At 56.5% G+C, this 19307-nt stretch carries 14 protein-coding genes, 1 tRNA gene and 1 pseudogene; 15 read left to right on the forward strand and 1 reads right to left on the reverse strand.

Translation table 11 applies throughout. The features are described 5' to 3' along the window. Positions 1-39 precede the first annotated feature (39 nt). The 6 genes from ACJ2A4_RS05710 (at position 40) to ACJ2A4_RS05735 (ending at position 6077) form a co-directional block, all read left to right on the forward strand. A complete protein-coding gene (locus ACJ2A4_RS05710) occupies positions 40-1266 on the forward strand; it encodes an LL-diaminopimelate aminotransferase (protein ID WP_408873969.1) in 1227 nt (408 codons plus the stop codon). Next, complete coding sequence (locus ACJ2A4_RS05715; RefSeq protein WP_408873970.1) at positions 1263-2552, forward strand: homoserine dehydrogenase; 1290 nt, start codon at positions 1263-1265, stop codon at positions 2550-2552. Before ACJ2A4_RS05710 ends, ACJ2A4_RS05715 begins: the two co-directional genes overlap by 4 nt. Then, positions 2549-3550 carry a class II fructose-bisphosphatase gene (gene glpX / locus ACJ2A4_RS05720; protein ID WP_408873971.1) on the forward strand — a complete coding sequence of 334 codons (1002 nt, stop codon included), beginning with the start codon at positions 2549-2551 and terminating at the stop codon, positions 3548-3550. Before ACJ2A4_RS05715 ends, glpX begins: the two co-directional genes overlap by 4 nt. 10 nt (positions 3551-3560) lie before the next feature. Then, complete coding sequence (recJ, locus tag ACJ2A4_RS05725) at positions 3561-5360, forward strand: single-stranded-DNA-specific exonuclease RecJ (protein ID WP_408873972.1); 1800 nt, start codon at positions 3561-3563, stop codon at positions 5358-5360. Between the two features lie 41 nt (positions 5361-5401). Further along, positions 5402-5477, forward strand: a tRNA-Glu gene (locus ACJ2A4_RS05730). A gap of 417 nt (positions 5478-5894) precedes the next feature. Next, positions 5895-6077 (forward strand): hypothetical protein, encoded by a 183-nt coding sequence (locus ACJ2A4_RS05735; RefSeq protein ID WP_408873973.1) that lies wholly within the window; start codon positions 5895-5897, stop codon positions 6075-6077. 77 nt (positions 6078-6154) lie between these two features. On the opposite strand, the gene ACJ2A4_RS05740 is transcribed toward ACJ2A4_RS05735, so the two are convergent. Further along, positions 6155-7666, reverse strand: a complete 1512-nt coding sequence (locus ACJ2A4_RS05740) for a sulfatase-like hydrolase/transferase (RefSeq protein ID WP_408873974.1) — start codon at positions 7664-7666, stop codon at positions 6155-6157. Between the two features lie 383 nt (positions 7667-8049). Between ACJ2A4_RS05740 and ACJ2A4_RS05745 the strand changes: the two genes are divergently transcribed. The 9 genes and pseudogenes from ACJ2A4_RS05745 to ACJ2A4_RS05785 all read left to right on the forward strand — a co-directional run bounded on the left by ACJ2A4_RS05745 (position 8050) and on the right by ACJ2A4_RS05785 (position 19295). Then, positions 8050-9651: a capsular biosynthesis protein gene (locus ACJ2A4_RS05745; protein ID WP_408873975.1), complete on the forward strand. Its 1602-nt coding sequence runs from the start codon at positions 8050-8052 to the stop codon at positions 9649-9651. Positions 9652-9749: 98 nt separating this feature from the next. Then, positions 9750-11045 carry a capsule biosynthesis protein gene (locus ACJ2A4_RS05750; RefSeq protein ID WP_408874111.1) on the forward strand — a complete coding sequence of 432 codons (1296 nt, stop codon included), beginning with the start codon at positions 9750-9752 and terminating at the stop codon, positions 11043-11045. Next, positions 11042-12337, forward strand: coding sequence for a glycosyltransferase family 4 protein (locus ACJ2A4_RS05755; protein WP_408873976.1), 1296 nt, complete (start codon positions 11042-11044; stop codon positions 12335-12337). The genes ACJ2A4_RS05750 and ACJ2A4_RS05755 overlap by 4 nt, the downstream gene beginning before the upstream one ends. A gap of 506 nt (positions 12338-12843) precedes the next feature. Then, positions 12844-13452, forward strand: coding sequence for a sterol desaturase family protein (locus tag ACJ2A4_RS05760; RefSeq protein ID WP_408874112.1), 609 nt, complete (start codon positions 12844-12846; stop codon positions 13450-13452). Between the two features lie 12 nt (positions 13453-13464). Next, a complete protein-coding gene (locus ACJ2A4_RS05765; RefSeq protein WP_408873977.1) occupies positions 13465-14676 on the forward strand; it encodes a glycosyltransferase family 4 protein in 1212 nt (403 codons plus the stop codon). A 35-nt stretch (positions 14677-14711) separates the two neighbouring features. Further along, positions 14712-16031 carry a glycosyltransferase family 4 protein gene (locus ACJ2A4_RS05770; protein ID WP_408873978.1) on the forward strand — a complete coding sequence of 440 codons (1320 nt, stop codon included), beginning with the start codon at positions 14712-14714 and terminating at the stop codon, positions 16029-16031. 357 nt (positions 16032-16388) lie between these two features. Next, positions 16389-16707: pseudogene (locus ACJ2A4_RS05775) on the forward strand (transposase); the annotation flags it as partial. 66 nt (positions 16708-16773) lie between these two features. Further along, positions 16774-17530 (forward strand): IS5 family transposase gene (locus tag ACJ2A4_RS05780; protein ID WP_275877879.1). Its coding sequence is split into 2 segments (ribosomal slippage): positions 16774-17099 and positions 17098-17530, totalling 759 coding nucleotides; the frame shifts between segments, so codons are not numbered across the junction. A gap of 421 nt (positions 17531-17951) precedes the next feature. Beyond that, the gene (locus ACJ2A4_RS05785; protein ID WP_408873979.1) at positions 17952-19295 is read left to right on the forward strand and encodes a hypothetical protein; all 1344 of its coding nucleotides are present in this window, start codon (positions 17952-17954) and stop codon (positions 19293-19295) included. Positions 19296-19307: the final 12 nt, after the last annotated feature.

Here is a 19307-nt window from a genome sequence, read left to right on the forward strand (position 1 = left end):
CGTCGCTGCTCCCTTTCACCCTCTGTCCCAGAGCTGGTCATGACCGAAGAGTTCCACCGCATCCGCCGCCTGCCGCCCTATGTGTTCGCTGAAGTGAACAAGGCCAAGGCCGCCGCGCGAGCCGCCGGTGACGACATCATCGATCTGGGCATGGGCAACCCCGACAGCGCGCCCCCGGCTCACGTCGTGCAGAAGCTGATCGAAACGGTCGGCAATCCGCGCGCGCATGGCTATTCCGTCAGTCGTGGCATTCCGGGCCTGCGCAAGGCCATGGCGAACTATTACGAGCGCCGGTTCAACGTCTCGCTGGACCCGGAAACCGAAATCATCGCGACCCTCGGCTCCAAGGAAGGCCTGGCCAATCTGGCCGCCGCCATCACGAGCCCCGGCGACACGATCCTGGTCCCGAACCCGTCCTATCCGATCCACCAGTTCGGCTTCATCATCGCCGGCGCGTCCGTCCGCTCGATCCCGGCCACGCCGGACGAGGACATGCTCCGTGCGCTGGAGCGTGCCGTCCGCCACTCGGTCCCCAAGCCGACCGCGCTGATCGTCAATTTCCCGTCCAACCCGACAGCCTTTGTCGCGAACCTTGATTTCTACAAGGAACTCGTGGCCTTCGCGCGCCGGGAAGAGATCTGGATCCTGTCCGATCTGGCCTATGCGGAAATCTATTTCAACGAGAACGAACCGCCCCCGTCCCTCCTCGCCGTTCCGGGCGCAAAGGACGTGGCCGTCGAGTTCACCTCCATGTCCAAGACCTATTCCATGGCAGGCTGGCGCATGGGCTTTGCGGTCGGCAATCCGCGCCTGATCCAGGCTCTGACACGCATCAAGTCCTATCTGGATTACGGCGCCTTCACCCCGATCCAGGTCGCCTCCGTCGCCGCCCTGAACGGCCCGCAGGATTACGTTTCCGAAATCCGCGCCATGTACAAGGACCGCCGCGACGTGCTGCTGCGCGGCCTGCAGAGCGCAGGATGGGACGTCCCTGCACCGGCAGGCTCGATGTTCGCCTGGGCCCCCATCCCGCCCGCTTTCGCCGAAATGGGCAGCGTCGCCTTCTCCAAACTGCTTCTCAAGGAAGCAGGGGTTGCGGTTGCGCCCGGCCTCGGATTCGGGGAATACGGTGAGGGCTTTGTCCGGATCGGACTTGTCGAAAACACCCAGCGGCTGCGTCAGGCGACGCGGGCCATCAAGGGCTTCATGTCCCGGCACGGCGCCGGGGCCGGAACCGCTGATCTTCTTGGAGCTGCATCATCGTGAAACCACTGCGGATCGGACTGGCTGGACTCGGGACTGTCGGGATCGGTGTCATTCGTCTCCTGCGTGAGAACGCTGACATGATTACCGCCCGGGCCGGCCGCCCGATCGAAGTCGTGGCCATCACGGCCCGGGACCGTAACCGCGACCGCGGCGTGGACCTGTCCGCCATGCGCTGGCACGACAGCGCCACCGCCGTGGCGCAGGACCAGGAGATTGACGTCGCCGTCGAACTCATCGGCGGCTCCGAAGGCCCGGCACGCGACATGGTGCGCACCGCGCTCGAACGCGGCCTGCCGGTCGTGACCGCCAACAAGGCACTCGTGGCCCTGCATGGCGACCGTCTTAGCCGCCTGTCCTCCGAAAAGAATGCCCCCCTCCTGTTCGAGGCAGCCGTGGCCGGTGGCATTCCCGCCATCAAGCTCGTCCGCGAAGGACTGGCGGCCGATCGTCTCCTCAGCGTCGGCGGCATCCTGAACGGCACCTGCAACTACATCCTGACCGAAATGCGCGCCACGGGCCGGGACTTCACCGACGTCCTGACCGAAGCGCAGGCCAAGGGCTATGCCGAAGCCGAACCGTCAACGGACGTGGACGGCTGGGATACGGCCCACAAGCTGGCCATTCTCGCCGGTCTGGCTTTCCAGCCCGTCGCCTTCGACACCCTCTCCGTTCAGGGCATCCGCGACATCACCGCGACCGATCTGAAATTCGCCGATCAGCTCGGATATCGCATCAAGCTCCTCGGCATGGCCCGGCAGGCCGAAAACGGCACCGTCGCCGCCTGGGTGCGTCCGTGCCTCGTCCCGGCCAGCGCTCCCATCGCCGCCGTCGAGGGCGTCTTCAACGCCGTCTCCACACAGGGTGTGTTCAGCGGCCCCATGACCATTTCCGGCCGCGGTGCCGGCGAAGGCCCGACTGCCAGCGCCGTAGTTGCCGATCTGATCGATCTGGCCCGTGGAAGCGCCATTCCCGTCTGGGGCACGCAGTCCGTTCCGGCCCCCGTCGCCTGCGCGAATCTCGCTGATTTGAACAGTGCATTTTATTTACGTGTGAACGTTCAGGACCGTTCGGGCGTAATGGCTGACCTGACATCGGTTCTTCGGGACCATGATGTCTCTGTTCACTTTGTTTCCCAGCATGATGCTGCAACAGGATGTGCTGACCTGGCGATCGTAACCCATCAGGTTCCTGAAAAGGCCATCCATGCAGCTGCCACAGCGCTTGCAGCTCTTCCTGTCGTGACAGGAAAGCCACTGGTGCTCAAAATCGAGGATCCCCTTGCGTGATCGACACTCAGAATGTTCTCCCGTACCGCGTCACTGACCGCAATCTTGCTCTCGAGCTCGTCCGTGTAACGGAAGCAGCCGCGATCGCCTCTGCCCACTGGACCGGCCGCGGCCAGAAGAACGAAGCCGATGGCGCCGCCGTGCAGGCCATGCGCGCCGCGTTCGACACCGTCGCCATCGACGGTGTCGTCACCATCGGCGAAGGCGAGATGGACGAAGCACCAATGCTGTATATCGGTGAAAAAGTCGGCTCCGGTGGCCCGGCCATGGACATCGCGGTCGATCCGCTTGAAGGCACCAATCTGTGCGCCAAGAGCCTGCCCAACGCTCTGACGGTCGTGGCCCTCGCCGAGCGCGGCAAGTTCCTTCATGCCCCTGACATCTACATGGAAAAGATCGTCGTCGGCCCCGACCTTCCCGAAGGCGTGGTGGATCTGGATGCCTCGATCGGCAACAACCTCCGTTCGCTCGCCAAGGCCAAGAAGCGCGACGTCTCGGACATGGTCCTCTGCGCACTTGACCGCGAAAGACATGAAGAGATGATCGCCCATGCCCGCGAAGCCGGCGCACGCGTCATGCTCCTGAGCGACGGTGACGTGGCGGCTGCCATCGCCACCTGTATCGATGGCAGCGGCGTGGATCTCTATGCCGGTTCTGGCGGTGCTCCCGAAGGCGTTCTGGCCGCCGCAGCCATCCGCTGCATGGAAGGCCAGATGCAGGGCCGCCTTCTGTTTGAAGATGACACCCAGCGCGAGCGTGCCCGCGAAATGGCCAATGGCCTCGATCCGGCCCGCAAGCTCTTCCTGCACGACATGGCCTCCGGTCACGTCCTGTTCTCCGCAACGGGCGTCACCTCCGGCCCGCTCCTGAAGGGCGTGGAACGTCCGAGCCCGACCCGGGCTCGCACCCATTCCATCGTCATGCGTTCAAAATCCGGCACGGTGCGCTATATAGAAAGCCACCATACCTTCAAACCGAAGGCAAAAGCCGCTTCCTGAACGGAGAACCATGCTCGCAGATGATACGGGTGCCGTCCTCGGCGTAACCCGAAGTGCAGGACACCGCCGCTGGATCTGGCGGGATCCCCGCCTGGCGGAAGCTGATAACCGTCTGGCTCTCGGTCTGGCCCAGCAGGCCGGCATTCCTGAACTTCTGGCCCGTATCCTCTCGGTACGGGGCGTCGCATCACACGACGCCTCTTCCTTTCTTAATCCCCGCCTGCGCGACGCCATGCCTGACCCGTCCTGCCTGCAGGACATGGACCAGGCCGCCGAACGCCTCGCACACGCCGTGCGCAACCGCGAGCATGTCGGCCTGTTCGGCGATTACGACGTGGATGGCGCCTGCGGAACCGCCCTCGTCTGCGATACGCTGCGCGAACTGGGCTGCACCGTCAGCACCCATATCCCCGACCGCCTGACCGAAGGCTACGGCCCCAACACCGCAGCCCTTGAAAACCTGCTGTCAGAAGGCGCTACCCTTCTGGTCTGTATCGACTGCGGCACAGCAGCGATCGACATCCTCAACGGCCTGAGCGACCGCGCCGACATCATCGTGCTCGATCACCACAAACCCGACGGCGCGGCCCTGCCGAAAGGCATCGTGGTCAACCCGAACCGTCTGGACTGCACCTCGGGGCTGGGCAGCATCTGCGCCACGGCCGTCGCCTTCCTCACGATGGTCGCCACGATCCGCCACCTACGCCGCACCAACTGGTTCGACGAAGGCCAGGTCATTCCCGACCTGCTCAAACGCCTCGACCTCACGGCGCTGGCCACCATCTGCGACGTCATGCCCCTGACCGGCCTGAACCGTGCGCTTGTCATGCAGGGCCTGCGGGTCATGTCCCGTGGCGAGCGCCTTGGACTGGCCACGCTCTCTTCCGTCGCAGGTGTGAAGGAAGAAGCCAGCGCCATGGCCTGCGGCTTCGCCCTTGGTCCCCGCATCAATGCCGGTGGGCGCATCGCACAGGCCGATCTGGGCCTGAAACTCCTGTTGTCCGATGATGTCGTGGAAGCCCGCGCCCTCGCTGAACAGCTCGACCGCGTGAACCGCCAGCGCCAGACCGTCGAATCCACAATCCTCGATTCTGCCATGGAACAGGCACAGCAGCAGCTCGATGCGGGCCACGCCGTCATCTTCCTGCATGATGAAACATGGCACCCCGGCGTCGTCGGCATCGTCGCAGGCCGCCTGAAAGAGCGCTACAACCGCCCCGCCCTCGTCGCGGCCCTGACGGACGGCGTCATCAAGGGCTCAGGCCGCTCCGTCCCCGGACTGGATCTCGGAACCGCCATCATCGCCGCCCGCCAGAACGGCCTGCTCCTCACCGGTGGCGGCCACGCCATGGCCGCCGGCTTCTCGCTTTCTGCCAATCGTGCCGACGAGTTCCACAGCTGGCTCGACACACAGCTCTCCGGCGCCCTCACCCTCCCCAAACAGGACGCTCTGAAGCTCGACGGCATCATGACGCTGGCGGGCGCCTCCATCGCGGTCGCCGACCAGCTCGCCCGGCTGGAACCTTTCGGCCCCGGCAACGAGGAGCCTGTCCTCGCCATCAGCAATGTCCGCTGCGTCAAAAGCGAGCGTATCGGCAAGGACGGCAACACCCTGCGCGTCATCCTGCAAGGCGAGGACGGAGGCACACGCCTGCGCGGCCTCGTCTTCCGTGCAGCGGACAAACCCTTCGCCCCCCTGCTGGAAGACCGATCCATGCCACTCGTTCATGTCGCAGGCACATTGCGGGCCGAGACATGGCAGGAGAGAAAAAATCTGTCTTTTTTCATTTCTGACGCCGCCCCGGCTTGACGCCCCCGAAAGACGCCCCTATACACCCGCTCACGCCTCCAGTCCCGTTCGTCTAGAGGCCTAGGACACCGCCCTTTCACGGCGGCAACACGGGTTCGAATCCCGTACGGGACACCACGGCTTTCAGCCAGAAATTGAATTATCTTCAGGTTCGGTAATGATCCATTTTGATCATTACAGGAAAAATCACCTGCGACCGAATGCAGGAATGATTGGCTGAACTTACGACAATCCTTTCTCAATATCTCCGGATATGTTGCTGGGCTGATCGATTGGCACCTTGTGTCCATGGGTAGCCACGCTGCGCTTCAGATAACGCGGCTTCAGCCCTGCTCACCCGAGAATCCTCCTGAAGCGGATTGCAGCATCTCAGCGAAGGACCGGGTAGACGTTCCCTGACAACGCATATCATAATGTCTTGATATCTGGTTCAGGATGCTCCCGAAGCATGGCGTGCCAGACGCGTGACGTTGCCTGAATGAAAGCGCCTGCCTGACAATTTTTCCTTCCATGCACACACAAGGAACTGCGCTCATGAACGATGATTATGACGAAAACGGAACTGAACTGGAAATCCAGAAACTGATCGGCGAGCTTCAGAACGATTTAGAGCGCCTCAATATTACGGCAGACAAATCTGATGCTCCGGACGATCTCAAGCACATGATCGCTGCGCTAGCAGACAAGATCGACGGACTGGCTTCACTGGTCCGGTAATGGTTCTGCCTCCCCTGCCGATAATGGTGCGTGCCGGATTCTTCGTGCTGCACCTACATCGGAAGCGGGCGGCATCATTATTTCATCTGTTGTGTAATCAGACTGATGATCCGGTGATGAAGACCCGCAGGCGTCATCGCCTCGCCGTTCAGGCGTGCAATAGCGTGAAACGCCCCGAAACCCTGTATGATCACCGGCGTATGGCGCGCGCCACCCGGCATTACGGCCCCTGGTAGCGAAGGGCGGTGATCTCCGTAAAATACCAGAAGAGCATCCCGGCCGGTCTGCTCAAGCGCGCTCGCCACACGCCCCAGAAGCTCATCCCCGTTTCGAAGGTGATGAAGATAATCTGCAGCGCCGCCTGACCACGGCCCATGATTTTCGATCGTGACCGTGCAGATAAATGTCCCCGAAGGCTTTGCAACAGCGTCATCGATCAAGGCCAGTATCCGGTCTCCCACAGCGCGATCTGCGACATGGACGCCGCAGTGCGCCGCGTCGGCAAAATCTTCTTCTGTCCCGATCAGAAGGTTGAAGCCTACAGCCGGCATCAGCGCATCCCGGCCGTAAAACCGAAGATCATGTGGATGCAGAAAAATCCTGCCCTCACAGATCGGAGCCAGCCGGGCGGCAAGAGCGTCGTCCGTCTGCTTTCCTGCCGTAAGATATGGATCGAACCGGCGGAAACCGAGCTCCTTCTCCTCATGGCCGAACAGCACACCATATTCCGTCCGCATGGTGTATGCCCCAAATCCCGAGACCTGCAGCCTGCCGACGACTCCTTCCCGTTCAGCCTGCAGGAGATTGGGCAGGCTACAAGCTGATTCATCTTCAAGGCCGAGTTCACGGGAATCCGCAAAGGATTCAGATTGAATCACGATAATCACAGGCCCCTGATCCAGACGCCCTGCGGGAACCTGTGGCCAGTTCTGCAGCTTGTGACGGCAGTCGTCTTTCCACCTCAGCCAACTCAGCACAATGGTCGCCAGGAGCCCGTACCGTACCTCCCCCGCATCGAGATCCGCGACCGGCAGAATTTTTCGCGCCAGCCCGGTCTGCCCAAGGCCATTCAGACAGACATAGCCCATAGCGAACAGGCCCAGACCCTCTATCCGGAGGACGAGGCCATGACCTGACCGGGAATAGAACAGATCGTTCAACAGCAACCCGACGAAGGACAGTCCCAGCAAGGCCAGTCCGGCCAGAACCAGAACCCGGGCAAATGGAGGAATGGCTCCGATATAGAACCTGGGATGCCGGACGAACGCTCCAATGACCGCGACATCACTAAACATCAGCGGTTCACCAAGAACGTTTCTTTTCAGACCCGAGCCAAAGACCAGCAGAACTCCGATAAGGATCGTCAGGACGGCCGCAGGTCCGGGATGCCCCACCAGAAACAGAAGAGCGCCGAACATCATGAACGCCATGAAGAAACGAAAAATACTCGCCTGAAAAAAGCCAGCCATACTGCGGATACATTTTACTGCATCTTTATTGACCCTCGGAAAAAAGTATACTTTCAGATCCAAGAATTCAAACGTGAAATAAACTATAAGTAATAAATAAAATATTTTGATATTATTCACATAATGCACTCCTTAAGAATTTGTATTTATTTCCAAGACAGCTGTTTTATTCATGATGCGCCTTGGGATTTCAGGTGGTTTTATAATTAATTTTACGTCTTTCAAACGCATATATCGAATGTTACCTTGGCCTTGTATTCGCGGCTGCCCCGCAGAAGCGAAAGAGGAAGGGGCAAGAAAAAGGAAGAGCATTCGCCTTGAGTTCAGGATCTGTTTCGACATCCAATCCGCTTCCGCTCATCCTGACCGCGCCTCCTCTGGGAAACTCTATTCACCCATTTAGCCGGATCCGACCAGACGCGCCCGGTCTATTGGCTGAATCTTCGTTCGAATCTGGAGACATTCAGAACGATCCTGCCGTCCGGATGATTTCGGAAGCCCGGGTGGGAGGCAGGTTCTGGGCACCCGCCGCAAAGGCAAAAGGGCCGATACTGGTCTGCGTCCCCCCTGATCCGGCAGATGCCCGGCAGATGTGGCAGCAGGCAAAAGCCTGGACCAGTCTGGATCAACTGGTTCTCGTAACGCCTGACAGCGGCGTAGGCTGGAACAGGATGCAGGATGCGGCTCAGGCCGAAGGTGCACAAGCCCTGTCCGAAAATGTTGATCCGTTTTCGCTGCTGGATGGAACCCGCACCCTGCTTTCACCGTCAGGCAGCCTGAATGCGCTCTCTGCTCTCGGAGCCCTGACAGGACATAGCGTGATGCGTCCGGATACCGGGTGTGGCTGGAAACAGGATACGCACGCAGCTGCGGAGGCCCTGCAGATCCTCCGGGTTGCGACGGAATACAGGTCGCCATTTTCGGGAATGCCAATCGACATTCTCGACGCGATTGATCTTCTTGCAGAATGGAAACGCATTCTTGTCGTCAATCGCACCATAAGCGTCTGTGTCGGTATGTCGTTCTGGAAACGCGACCGGATGAAGGCGTTTTTCGCAACAGCGGAAGAACACCGCCCGTTCTCGCTCTTCCGTCGGACGGCCACAAGCGCCATTGCCACAGCACGCAGACACAACACTGCGAAAGGGATCGCCGTCTGGGCGACCCGTATGCCGCGTGGACTGGAACGGGCAGCAAGGAAAGGCGGTCTTCCGCTTCTCCGCGTCGAGGATGGCTTCATACGCTCGGCGGGCCTTGGAAGCGGCTTTCTTCCGCCTGCATCCATCATTACCGACAGCAGGGGCCCCTATTACGACCCCGCACAGCCCAGCGATCTGGAAGTCCTGCTGGCCACCCACCCCCTCGGGGAGGACCTTCAGGCGCGTGCCCGATCCCTTATGGACCTCATCCGGATGCAGAACATTTCCAAGTATTCTGCCGACGCAACGCCGCCAAACCTCGGCGCTCCGCAGGGACGACGGATCATTCTGGTACCCGGGCAGGTGGCTGACGACATGTCGGTCCGGCTGGGTGGCAGAAACGTCCAGGGCAATATGGATCTGCTGCGCCGTGTCCGGAAAGCCTGCCCGGACGCATTCATTGTCTACCGCCCCCATCCGGACGTGGATGCAGGTCATCGCGCAGGTGCCCTCGCCGATGCGGACGTCCTGCGCGCAGCCGATCACATCTGCCGCGAGGGTGGCATGGGCCCTCTGCTGGACGTCGTGGATGAAGTGCATACCCTGACATCGCTGACGGGTTTCGAAGCCCTCATGCGCGGACTGCCCGTCACGACCTACGGACAGCCCTTTTACGCGGGCTGGGGCCTGACCCACGATCACGCGCCTGTCGCCCGACGTACCCGCCGGCTGAACGTGGAACAGCTTACCGCCGCCACATTGCTGCTCTATCCACGCTATATCGATCCTTTAACCGGCCTGTTCTGTGGGCCGGAAGTTCTTATCGACCGCTTCGGCAGCCCCGAAGTCTGGCGTCCGGATCTTCTCATGCGCCTGCGTCAGGCTCAGGGGGCGATCAAAAAAGCCTTTGTTCAGGGAGTTCACACGGTGCTGCACACACCAGCGAAAAAGAGCGATCGGTCATGAGCACCGCCAAAACGTCTCCTTCCGCCGGAAACACCGCATCCGATACGGGACACAAGCCGGAAAGCGTACAGCGCAACATTCTGCTTCTTCAGGGGCTGATGGGACCATTCTTCCGGCTGATCGGCAGAGAACTGCGCCGCCGCGGCTATGGAGTCTGGAAAGTCAATTTCAACGGTGGCGACCGGCTGTTCTGGCGTCTGCCGGGAGGCATTGATTTCACCGGCCGCGCCAATGAATGGCCGGACACGCTGGCACGGATCATCATCGAACACGACATTACCGATGTCGTGTTGTTCGGGGACTGCCGCCCCCTGCACAGTGCCGCCATCGCGGTCTGCGCCCGCCTGCATATTCCTGTCCATGTCTTTGAAGAAGGCTATCTCCGGCCCGACTGGGTGACGTTCGAACTCGGAGGGGTCAACGGCAACTCCACCCTGTCAAAGGATCCGGACTATTACGTCCAGTGCGCGAAAACCCTGCCCGCACTGCCCCCACACCACCCCGTCCCGTCCTCGTTCCGGACGCGCGCCCTTCAGGGGCTGGCGTATAATACTGCCGACCTGCTCTCCCGGTGGCATTATCGCCACTGGAACAACTACCGTCCCTGGCATCCCCTGACCGAAGGGATCGGCTGGCTGCGCAAACTGCTCGCCAGCGACGAGCGACGTGACCGAAGCAAAAAACAGCTTGAGGCGTTACGGGCCTCGGGCAGTCCCTACATGCTGTTTCCCCTGCAACTCGATGCAGACGCCCAGGTTCGTCTCCATTCGTCTTTCAGCGGAATGGCAGAGGCCATACGCGTTGTGATCGCGTCCTTCACGTCCCATGCCCCACGCGGCATGCGTCTGGTCATCAAGGAACATCCTCTCGACAACAATATCCGCAACTGGTGCCACGAAGTCGCCATGCAGGCCGCGGCCTACGGCGTTACGGACCGTGTAGACTATTTCGAAACGGGTGACATCGCGGACCTCGTCCGCACCGCCACCGGTGTCATCACCATCAACAGCACGACCGGAACCCTGGCGCTCGCCGAAGGCAAGCCTGTCATCACCCTGGGGAACGCTGTTTACGATATTCCGGGCATCACGTTCCAGGGCCCTCTGGCGAAATTCTGGTCAGATCCCGGCCGGCCGAACCCGGAGATCTTCGACGCCTATCGCCGTGTCCTGATCGAGCGCTGCCTCATTCCCGGTGGCTTCTTTTCGAATGAAGGAATGGACAAGCTGGTCCGCCATGCCATCGACCGTCTGACGCGCCACAGTCCGCGGGACTTTGCCGCCGCCTCACGCGCCGAAATGGCGCGCCGTGAAGCGCTGCGTCAGGAACTGGCCTCCCACCCCGACACGCCGGCGGAGATTACAACTCCGGATCCGGAAAAGGCCGCACCATGACCCGGTCCCCCTCCGCAGGACGCCCCTTCTATACGCTGGACATCTCGCGCATCCTTACCCGTGCGAGCGCCCGCGTTCCAACCGGCATCGACCGGGTCGAACTCGAATATGCCCGGTATCTCTGCCAGCATGAGCCCGATCATCTGGAGTTTGCCGCAGCGCACCCGCTCCGACGCTTCGCCGTCCTGCCCTATGCTCGCGCCGTCGCCTTCATTGAGGCGATCGGCGCTGTCTGGGACAACGGAATTGACGACGGAGGGCGGGCGGCCCGACTGGGCAAGGCTCTTCTGCACGGAGTCCTCGTTCCCCGCCTGGGACGTTCTACCGAACCACACGCCCGGACAACCGGACGCAACGTCTATCTTCTGGTGTCCCACCATCATCTGACACGACCGGAACTGATCGCGGCTGCCATCAGGCGGCGTCATGGGCTATTCGTGCCCATGATCCAGGATCTGATCCCGCTGGAATTTCCGGAATATGCCCGCGAGCGTGAACCTGCACGGCACCTGCGCCGTATCGAAACGGTTGTGCGTTATGCGGATGCAGTCCTGACACCTTCGGAAGCAACCCGACAGTCTCTCCTGCCCTATTTTAAACGTGCAGGCCGCAGCGTCCCGATCTGGCCCGTGCCGCTCGGTGTCCATCTGCGGGCTGCGTCAGGAGCAGACAGTAGTTCTGACGCAGAAGCGGGCATGACCGGGCGCCGCACACATCCCTATTTCGTCTGTCTGGGAACAATCGAGGCGCGCAAAAACCATCTTCTGCTCCTCAATCTGTGGCGGCGGCTGGTCCAGCTTCATGGAGACGCCGCGCCACATCTCGTCATCGTCGGCAAGCGGGGATGGGAGAACGAGCAGGTCATCGACATGCTCGAACGCTCTCCCTCCCTCAAGGGGATGGTGGAAGAACACAATTCCCTTCCCGACACGACGGTCGTCAGCCTGCTGAAAGGGGCCAAAGCCCTCCTGTTCCCCTCGTTTTCGGAAGGGTTCGGACTACCTCTCGCCGAGGCCCTGGCGCTGGGCACGCCTGTACTGTGTTCCGACATCCCGGTCTTTCACGAAATCGGCCAGACTTCCGCCACATATCTCGACCCGCTGGACGGACCAGGCTGGATGCAGGCCATCGAAACCCTCGCAGGACTGCCAGCTTCTGGAACACAGCCCATCGCCTTGGCATCCGCCCCACTGAAACCGGACCAGATCCTCAACTGGCCACAAAGCATCTCCTGCGCACTCGATCACGTCTCCACCCTCGCATCGAGCGGCACGACCTCCGGCGGTCACTAAAACCACTCTGTCCGTTCCCATCGCCCCTCATCCTCAGGACAAGGATGAGGGAAATAGCGAAAGGTGGATGCCCGAACTGGACGCAGAGCATCCTTTTCATCTTTTCAACCCAGTAAGATCAAATTCTTGGCGAGATGCTAAAAATTGCGTTTCCATGCTGGCATTTGTTCATTTCAAGGGACGCGAAGACTGCTCCCTGACCATGAATTCAGCCTCCAATTAACTTTATGGTGATGCGATTCAGCCATAAGAGCTATTCGAAAGCACCGCCAGGAGAGGAACATTGCCAGAAAGACAGATCAGCGCCTGATCCAATCTATGGCCTGGTTCAGGCCTTTCAGAATTTTTCTGCTCTGCGGCTATATGCACACACCTGATCAGCCCTGGATTTTACTATGATTTACAGGGAACTAGCTGAGTGATAGGTAGTAGGATCGTAGGTTGCTTCTGCAAACAGCCAGAAGGTTCTCCCGCAGGGTCGCGACAAACAAATGAGGTTTGCAATGATGGTCCGCACTTTCAGGGCACATCCGACGCGGGTCCGCCTGTTTCGAAACAAATGGCTGGAACTCACGACCCTAACTCCGTTTCCATTGTTTTTCAGCGTGTGGCTGCCCATCACTGTTGTCGCAATAGTCGCGGCATTTCGGACAGAACAGGGTGGGAAAGTCGCATTCGGATTTCTGAGCGGACTTCTGGTCTGGACCTTTTTTGAGTACTTTGCTCACCGGTACATTTTTCATCTCAAGCTTAATTCTGCTGTGGGACGCCATCTTATCTTTCTTATCCATGGCAATCACCATGCGGATCCCAAAGATCCCCTGCGCAGCATCATGCCCCTGACCGTTACGCTTCCCTTGGGTTTCCTGATCTGGCTTGCCTGGAGACATTCCGGATTCCCTGCGCCCAACTCGGCTTTTGCCGGATTTGTTACGGGCTATACGGCGTATGATACGGTGCACTGGGCCTGCCATCAGACCAACTCCCGTGGGCCGATTGCGAGAATTCTCCGGAAACATCATCTTCTTCACCATTACGCGCGAATCCATGGCAATTATGCCACCACGGTTCCGCTACTGGACCGTGTTTTCAAAACCCGTATCCGGTCACAGTAAGCCTGCTCTTTCATGCAGATTACTCTGGATGCCAGAAATACCGGCCGTGCCATGGGCACAGGGGTTACGACCTACACGCGAACCCTTGCCGAGGCCCTGGAAGAGCAGAAAGATGTTTCCGTTGGCTGGATCCATGAAACATCCGGGCCAGGCGCCGTTGATTCAAAATATCCCCACTCTTTTTCCGCCCGCGGATTACGGTTTGCCCGGGCACTAAGCAGCCGGAAACGGAAGGCCATTACTGGCACAGGGCACGAGACTGGAAATCTGTTTTCCAGAGATCTCTTCCGGATCGGCCATGTGCATTTCAATATTTTTGGAAAGCTTCTGGCCATCGAGCCAGAGCAAAAGCCTGCTGTCATGCACTGGACGTGTCCTCTGCCGCTTTACATGCCGGGCTGTCCAAACATTGTGACCATCCATGATCTCATTCCCATTCTGCACCCTGAGTTCTGCCAGACTGATCCGACACGCACACAGCGGCTGCTTGAGAAAGTCATTGAACGGGCCGACCTGATTGTCACGATTTCCGAAACCGTCAAAAAAGAAATCATGGCCCATTTCAGCCTGCCTGCCGAGCGCATCTGCGCCATTCACCAGGCAACAAACATCAGGTCGGAACTTTCAAGCCTCCCTTCCGTAGGACGCGCTCCCTGCCCTCAAGGAAGCTTTATCCATATCGGCACCATAGAGCGTCGCAAAAACATCGGACGCCTGATCCGGGCCCATAGCCTCAGTCACAGCCAGCGCACACTGGTGCTTATAGGTCCGCAGGGATTTGGCGCCCAGGAGGAGCTTGCGGCATTATCAGATCATCTTCATCCAGAGCGTGTTATGCTACTTCCCTGGATTGACCGCGCAGATCTTATTGCCGCCATCCAGAGTGCCCGCGCCGTTGTGTTCCCGTCTCTCGCCGAAGGTTTCGGGCTTCCAATCGTTGAGGCCATGGCACTGGGTGTTCCTGTCCTGACTTCTCAGGGAAGCACCACAGAAGAAATTGCAGGTGGTGCAGCCTGTCTGGTGGATCCCTACGATATTGGGTCAATCACCGAGGGTTTGATCCGCCTGGACCGTGACGAAAACCTCTGTCGCAGCCTCGTTGCTCTTGGCAACGAGCGGGTGAAACATTTCAACCCTCATGATTACGGGATACGCTTCAAGGCGCTGTATCGCGATCTCGTGGCCTCAAAACAGTCTTCTTCCCGCCACAACCCAGCGGTCTGATGCCGCTTTCCAGTATTCCCATCCAAGGAGTTCCAGTGTCCAGTCAGCCTCGTCTTCATGTCGCTCTTGATGGCTTCAATCTTGCTTTGCCCCGTGGAACGGGAGTCGCGACCTATGCGCGCACGCTGAGCTATGCCCTCAAGGAAATGTCATATGAAGTTGACGTTCTGTACGGTCTGAACATTCCATCAAAAGCACAGAGCCTGCTGCGGGAGATCCTGTTTTTCGATCAGCTCTGCGCAGAAGAAAAAAGCCGCCGGGCCCGTTTTCTGGGCGCCAGATGGAAAGAACGCGCCCGTGCCGATGTGCTGGGACATCGCGCAGTCAGCATCCCAGTAGACAAACATGTGGATGCCCGCTCCTTTTCCGAGCGCCTGCCGGCTTTTGACCGCATCCTCAATGCACGGGATCTGTTCATCACGGCATGGACCCATTATCGCCGGACTCGCCGTTTCCTGAGCATCACACTTCCGAACCCACCGGATGTCATGCATTGGACCTACCCCCTGCCGATCCGCGCACGCAATACGAAGAACGTCTATACCATTCACGATCTCGTACCGCTTCGACTGCCCCACACCACACTGGACAACAAGACCAATCATCTCAGACTGATTACGGACATCGTTCGGCATGCAGATGCGATATGCACCGTTTCGGAAGCTTCCCGAAAGGATATCATCGACTTCGCACCCCAGGCTGCAGCAATCACCCACAATACGTATCAGTCTGTCCGGGAACAGACCGCTGTCCAGAATATTCCTGCTGAAATCATTACCCAGACGTTGAATCGCCTCTATGATCTCAGGGCCGGGGAATATTTTCTGTATTATGGTTCCATCGAACCCAAAAAGAACATTGCCCGTCTGATTGAGGCTTTTCTGGCGTCCGAAACCCAGAGGCCCCTGGTGGTGGTCGGTGCCATGGCCTGGAAAGCCGAAGGCGAACAGCAGCTTCTGGAACGTGGAAAGCGTCTGGGACGGATCATCCAGATGGAATACCTGCCGGAAAATGATCTGATGATGATCATCCGGGGCGCAAGGGCCGTTCTGTTTCCTTCCCTGACAGAAGGTTTTGGCCTTCCGGTCGTAGAGGCCATGATGATGGGCACCCCTGTACTGACGTCTCATGAAGCATCTCTGCCTGAAGTCGTCGGAAAGGCCGGCCTGATGGTGAACGCCTATGATACGATCAGCATCATGGAAGGTATCCAGAAACTTGACAGTGACGATGCTCTCATCAGTTGGATGCGTCAGGAAGGCCCCATACAGGCAAAGAAATTCGATATGGCGAACTACCAGATTGCTCTGGAAAAATTTTATGAGGCCGTCCTTAAAACTGACTTACGCAGATAGAGTAAGTAGCTTGGTCAAAGCAGGCTGAAATCTGAGGTACCGCCTGCTTCAACCCAGCAGGCAGTGGAACGGGCATGGCACACTGCGATCTGAGAAATCAGAAGCGGATGATGATTGGTCTACTTGCGCTTCCCCAGCACAGACAGTGGGTTTGACCGGTCGGAAATAACCGCCAGCGTCTCGACAATATGCTGCATGTTGTGCCCATCAGGGACATACGCAGCCCTAGGCTCAGGCCTTATTGATTTGATTGTGGTGATCTGATGCAGGCTCTGTGAGGCGCCTGTAGCTCTTTTCCCAGAGAGCCACGGCAGAGGCCGCGTTGATGACTGCTGCGTGCTGAGCGGTATCATTTTTGTGAACACGAAGCTGCCTGCCGTTGCCGATCAGAACGGACGAACGTTGAGCGTCTTTATGATAGCGGGACCGATCAGTGATGATACCGGTGCCACTGCCCTGCTGGAACAGTCTTCCTGCAGCACAATGGATGCTGAAAGACCGGGGTTATGGCGCTGACTGGTTCAGGGACGCCCTGGAGGAAAAAGGAATCAGACCCAGCATTCCCGGACGGAAATCCTGCGCAGAACCGGTCAGCTATGACAGGCGGGAATATAAACGCCGCAAGCGCATCGAGATTATGTTCGGAAGGCTCAGGGACTGGCGGCGGGTCGCCACAAACTAGGCTCAGGACCCATTGATATGATTGCGGAAATCTGATTCAGCCTCTGTGAGGAGACTGAAGATGAGTGACCTGTATTGGTTGACGGAGGAGCAGATGGATCGTCTGCGGCCCTTTTTCCCGAAGAGCCATGGCAAACCTCGCGTTGATGATCGTCGTGTGTTGAGCGGGATCATTTTCGTGAACAGAAATGGTCTGCGCTGGCGTGATGCGCCCCGGGAATACGGTCCACACAAGACGCTCTACAACCGCTGGAAGCGCTGGAGCGCTATGGGGGTATTCATCCGCATGATGGAGGGACTGGCTACTGGCAAGGCAGAGCCTCAGACAATCATGATTGATGCGACCTATCTCAAGGCACATCGCACGGCTTCGAGCCTGCGGTTAAAAAGGGGGCTCAGGCCGTTTGATCGGGCGGACCAAAGGCGGGATGAATACGAAGCTGCATGCTGTCACCGACCGGAACGGACGTCCGCTCGACTTCTTCATGACAGCAGGTCAGATCAGTGATTATACTGGTGCCGCTGCCCTTCTGGACAGTCTGCCACCAGCCGAATGGATGCTGGCAGACCGGGGCTATGACGCTGACTGGTTCAGAGAGGCCTTGGAGGAGAAAGGGATCAAACCCTGTATTCCTGGTCGAAAATCTCGTGCAAAACCGGTCAAATACGACAAACGGAAATACAAAAGACGCCACCGTATCGAGATCATGTTCGGCAGGCTCAAGGACTGGAGACGGGTCGCAACACGCTATGACAGATGCCCGACCGTCTTCTTCTCGGCAGTCTGCCTCGCCGCAACCGTCTTGTTCTGGCTATGAGTCCTGAGCCTAGACAGAGGCCCGACCATCTTCGTCTCAGCCATCTGTCTCGCTGCACTCGTCATGGTCCGATTATGTGTCCTAAGCAAAGCAGAAATAGTTATTGTTATGACCTTTGTCGGCCAGGATCGTTCTGGGATTCAGTGCAGGCGGTTTCATCAAAACGCTTATGGTTTTGTAGTCTGAAATCTGTCCTTCGGTGAGGGTAAAGCCAAGAAGAAAGAAGAGGCTGAATCATCGCTCGCTCCTAATTCATTCTGCTCAACTATACGGCTTTGCCGAAACGATTTATGAGTCAGATCTTGAAGAGATCGAATAGACCTTTCAGCAACACGAGAGATTTTACAGTATATGAATCATTTACAATAATTTTTATTTAACTTAGAATAAAATCTCTATTTAATCAACTTGGGCACGGAATATGACATTCTTATACAATGGAGAAGAAATAGTAGTTAAGCATTTTCCTGGAGAAAGTGAATATTTAGTTGTAAGTTTTATGTTTGGTGGAAGAACAGACTTTGCAGAGAAGGAATTCTTTCTTCAAGAAGTGCAAAAAAAAATAAATATAGAATTAATAGGTATTTCAACCAAAGTTGGTAAATGGTATATTTCCCATGAAATGGATGATGTTATCAAAATAATAAAGAATTTTTCAAATAAAAAAATAATATGTATTGGGGTTTCTATGGGCGGTTTTGGCGTCTTGAAATATGGAAGAGCATTTGGAGCTTTTTCTGTTTTGTCGTTTGCTCCTCAATGGTCAATAAATCCTGATGATTTGATTGATAATCCCAATGAAGGAGAAAGAGAAGTATTTTCTAAGAATTTTTCAGACAACATGAGTAATATGTCCATAAAAAATGAAGATATTTCTGAAAGAACATGTATTGTATATGATCCGGCAAACCATTATGATAAATATCATGTTAAAAAAATAATAGAAAACACAGATAAAATAGACACAATAAAATCGTTTTATACAGGGCATCCTGTTGTTGAGAGTCTATCGGGCTCTTCAAATATGAAAAATATTCTTGATTGTATGTCTGACTATAATTTTCCTCACCTAAGGGAATTAATTACACAAATAAGAAGAAAGCATCCTGAAAATATAAAAAGGAAAATAGATTTTTGCATAGATAAAAAACCAATAGAAAGTATTCTATGTCTTGCATCAAAATCAATGTACAACATAAAATATAAAGAAAAAATATTTTCTGATTTTCGTTTTTTAGGTAGACTTCTATATAGAAGTAGTTCTTCAAAAATAGATTTATCAAAAAATATTGTAGAAGCAATTTTGAAAAATAATTTCTCTACTGGGATAAAACTAAAATCTGAATCAAAGTTTGATGAGTATTTATTCATAAATAGCTGCGGAGGGATTTTAACATATGATCCAATTGAGGGAAAGTTTCAAATTGAATATAATTTCATTTTTCCAAATAAATGCCCGGTTTTTTTCTCTTCTCAGGTGTTAGGGGGACCTATATATTTTCATCTTTTTGGAAAGAAAATGTTCATATATACGAACGGCAATGGTATTGCTCATACTGATTGTTACTCAGAAAATAATTATATAAGGTTATCTCCATCGTTTTTTGAAAAAAATGGTAAAATAAATTCTTTTACATTAAAAACAGAACATGGTTATATATCATGTAACCCGGAATCTGGTGATGTCACAAATGAATCTCCAAGAGATGATTTGTGGGAAAACTTTTCTATTTTTAGAAATTTCTTATTATTTGAAATTGCATGATCCATTAGGCTC

Origin of the sequence: Gluconobacter roseus, assembly GCF_046058915.1 — a bacterium.
In the GTDB taxonomy this organism is placed as follows: Bacteria; Pseudomonadota; Alphaproteobacteria; order Acetobacterales; family Acetobacteraceae; genus Gluconobacter; species Gluconobacter roseus_A.

Coding starts and splice junctions, on each gene's coding strand:
- ACJ2A4_RS05710 (WP_408873969.1), top strand. CDS start 40: ATGACCGAAGAGTTCCACCGCATCCGCCGCCTGCCGCCCTATGTGTTC.
- recJ (WP_408873972.1), top strand. CDS start 3,561: ATGCTCGCAGATGATACGGGTGCCGTCCTCGGCGTAACCCGAAGTGCA.
- ACJ2A4_RS05735 (WP_408873973.1), top strand. CDS start 5,895: ATGAACGATGATTATGACGAAAACGGAACTGAACTGGAAATCCAGAAA.
- ACJ2A4_RS05750 (WP_408874111.1), top strand. CDS start 9,750: ATGGGACCATTCTTCCGGCTGATCGGCAGAGAACTGCGCCGCCGCGGC.
- ACJ2A4_RS05755 (WP_408873976.1), top strand. CDS start 11,042: ATGACCCGGTCCCCCTCCGCAGGACGCCCCTTCTATACGCTGGACATC.
- ACJ2A4_RS05760 (WP_408874112.1), top strand. CDS start 12,844: ATGGTCCGCACTTTCAGGGCACATCCGACGCGGGTCCGCCTGTTTCGA.
- ACJ2A4_RS05765 (WP_408873977.1), top strand. CDS start 13,465: ATGCAGATTACTCTGGATGCCAGAAATACCGGCCGTGCCATGGGCACA.
- ACJ2A4_RS05785 (WP_408873979.1), top strand. CDS start 17,952: ATGACATTCTTATACAATGGAGAAGAAATAGTAGTTAAGCATTTTCCT.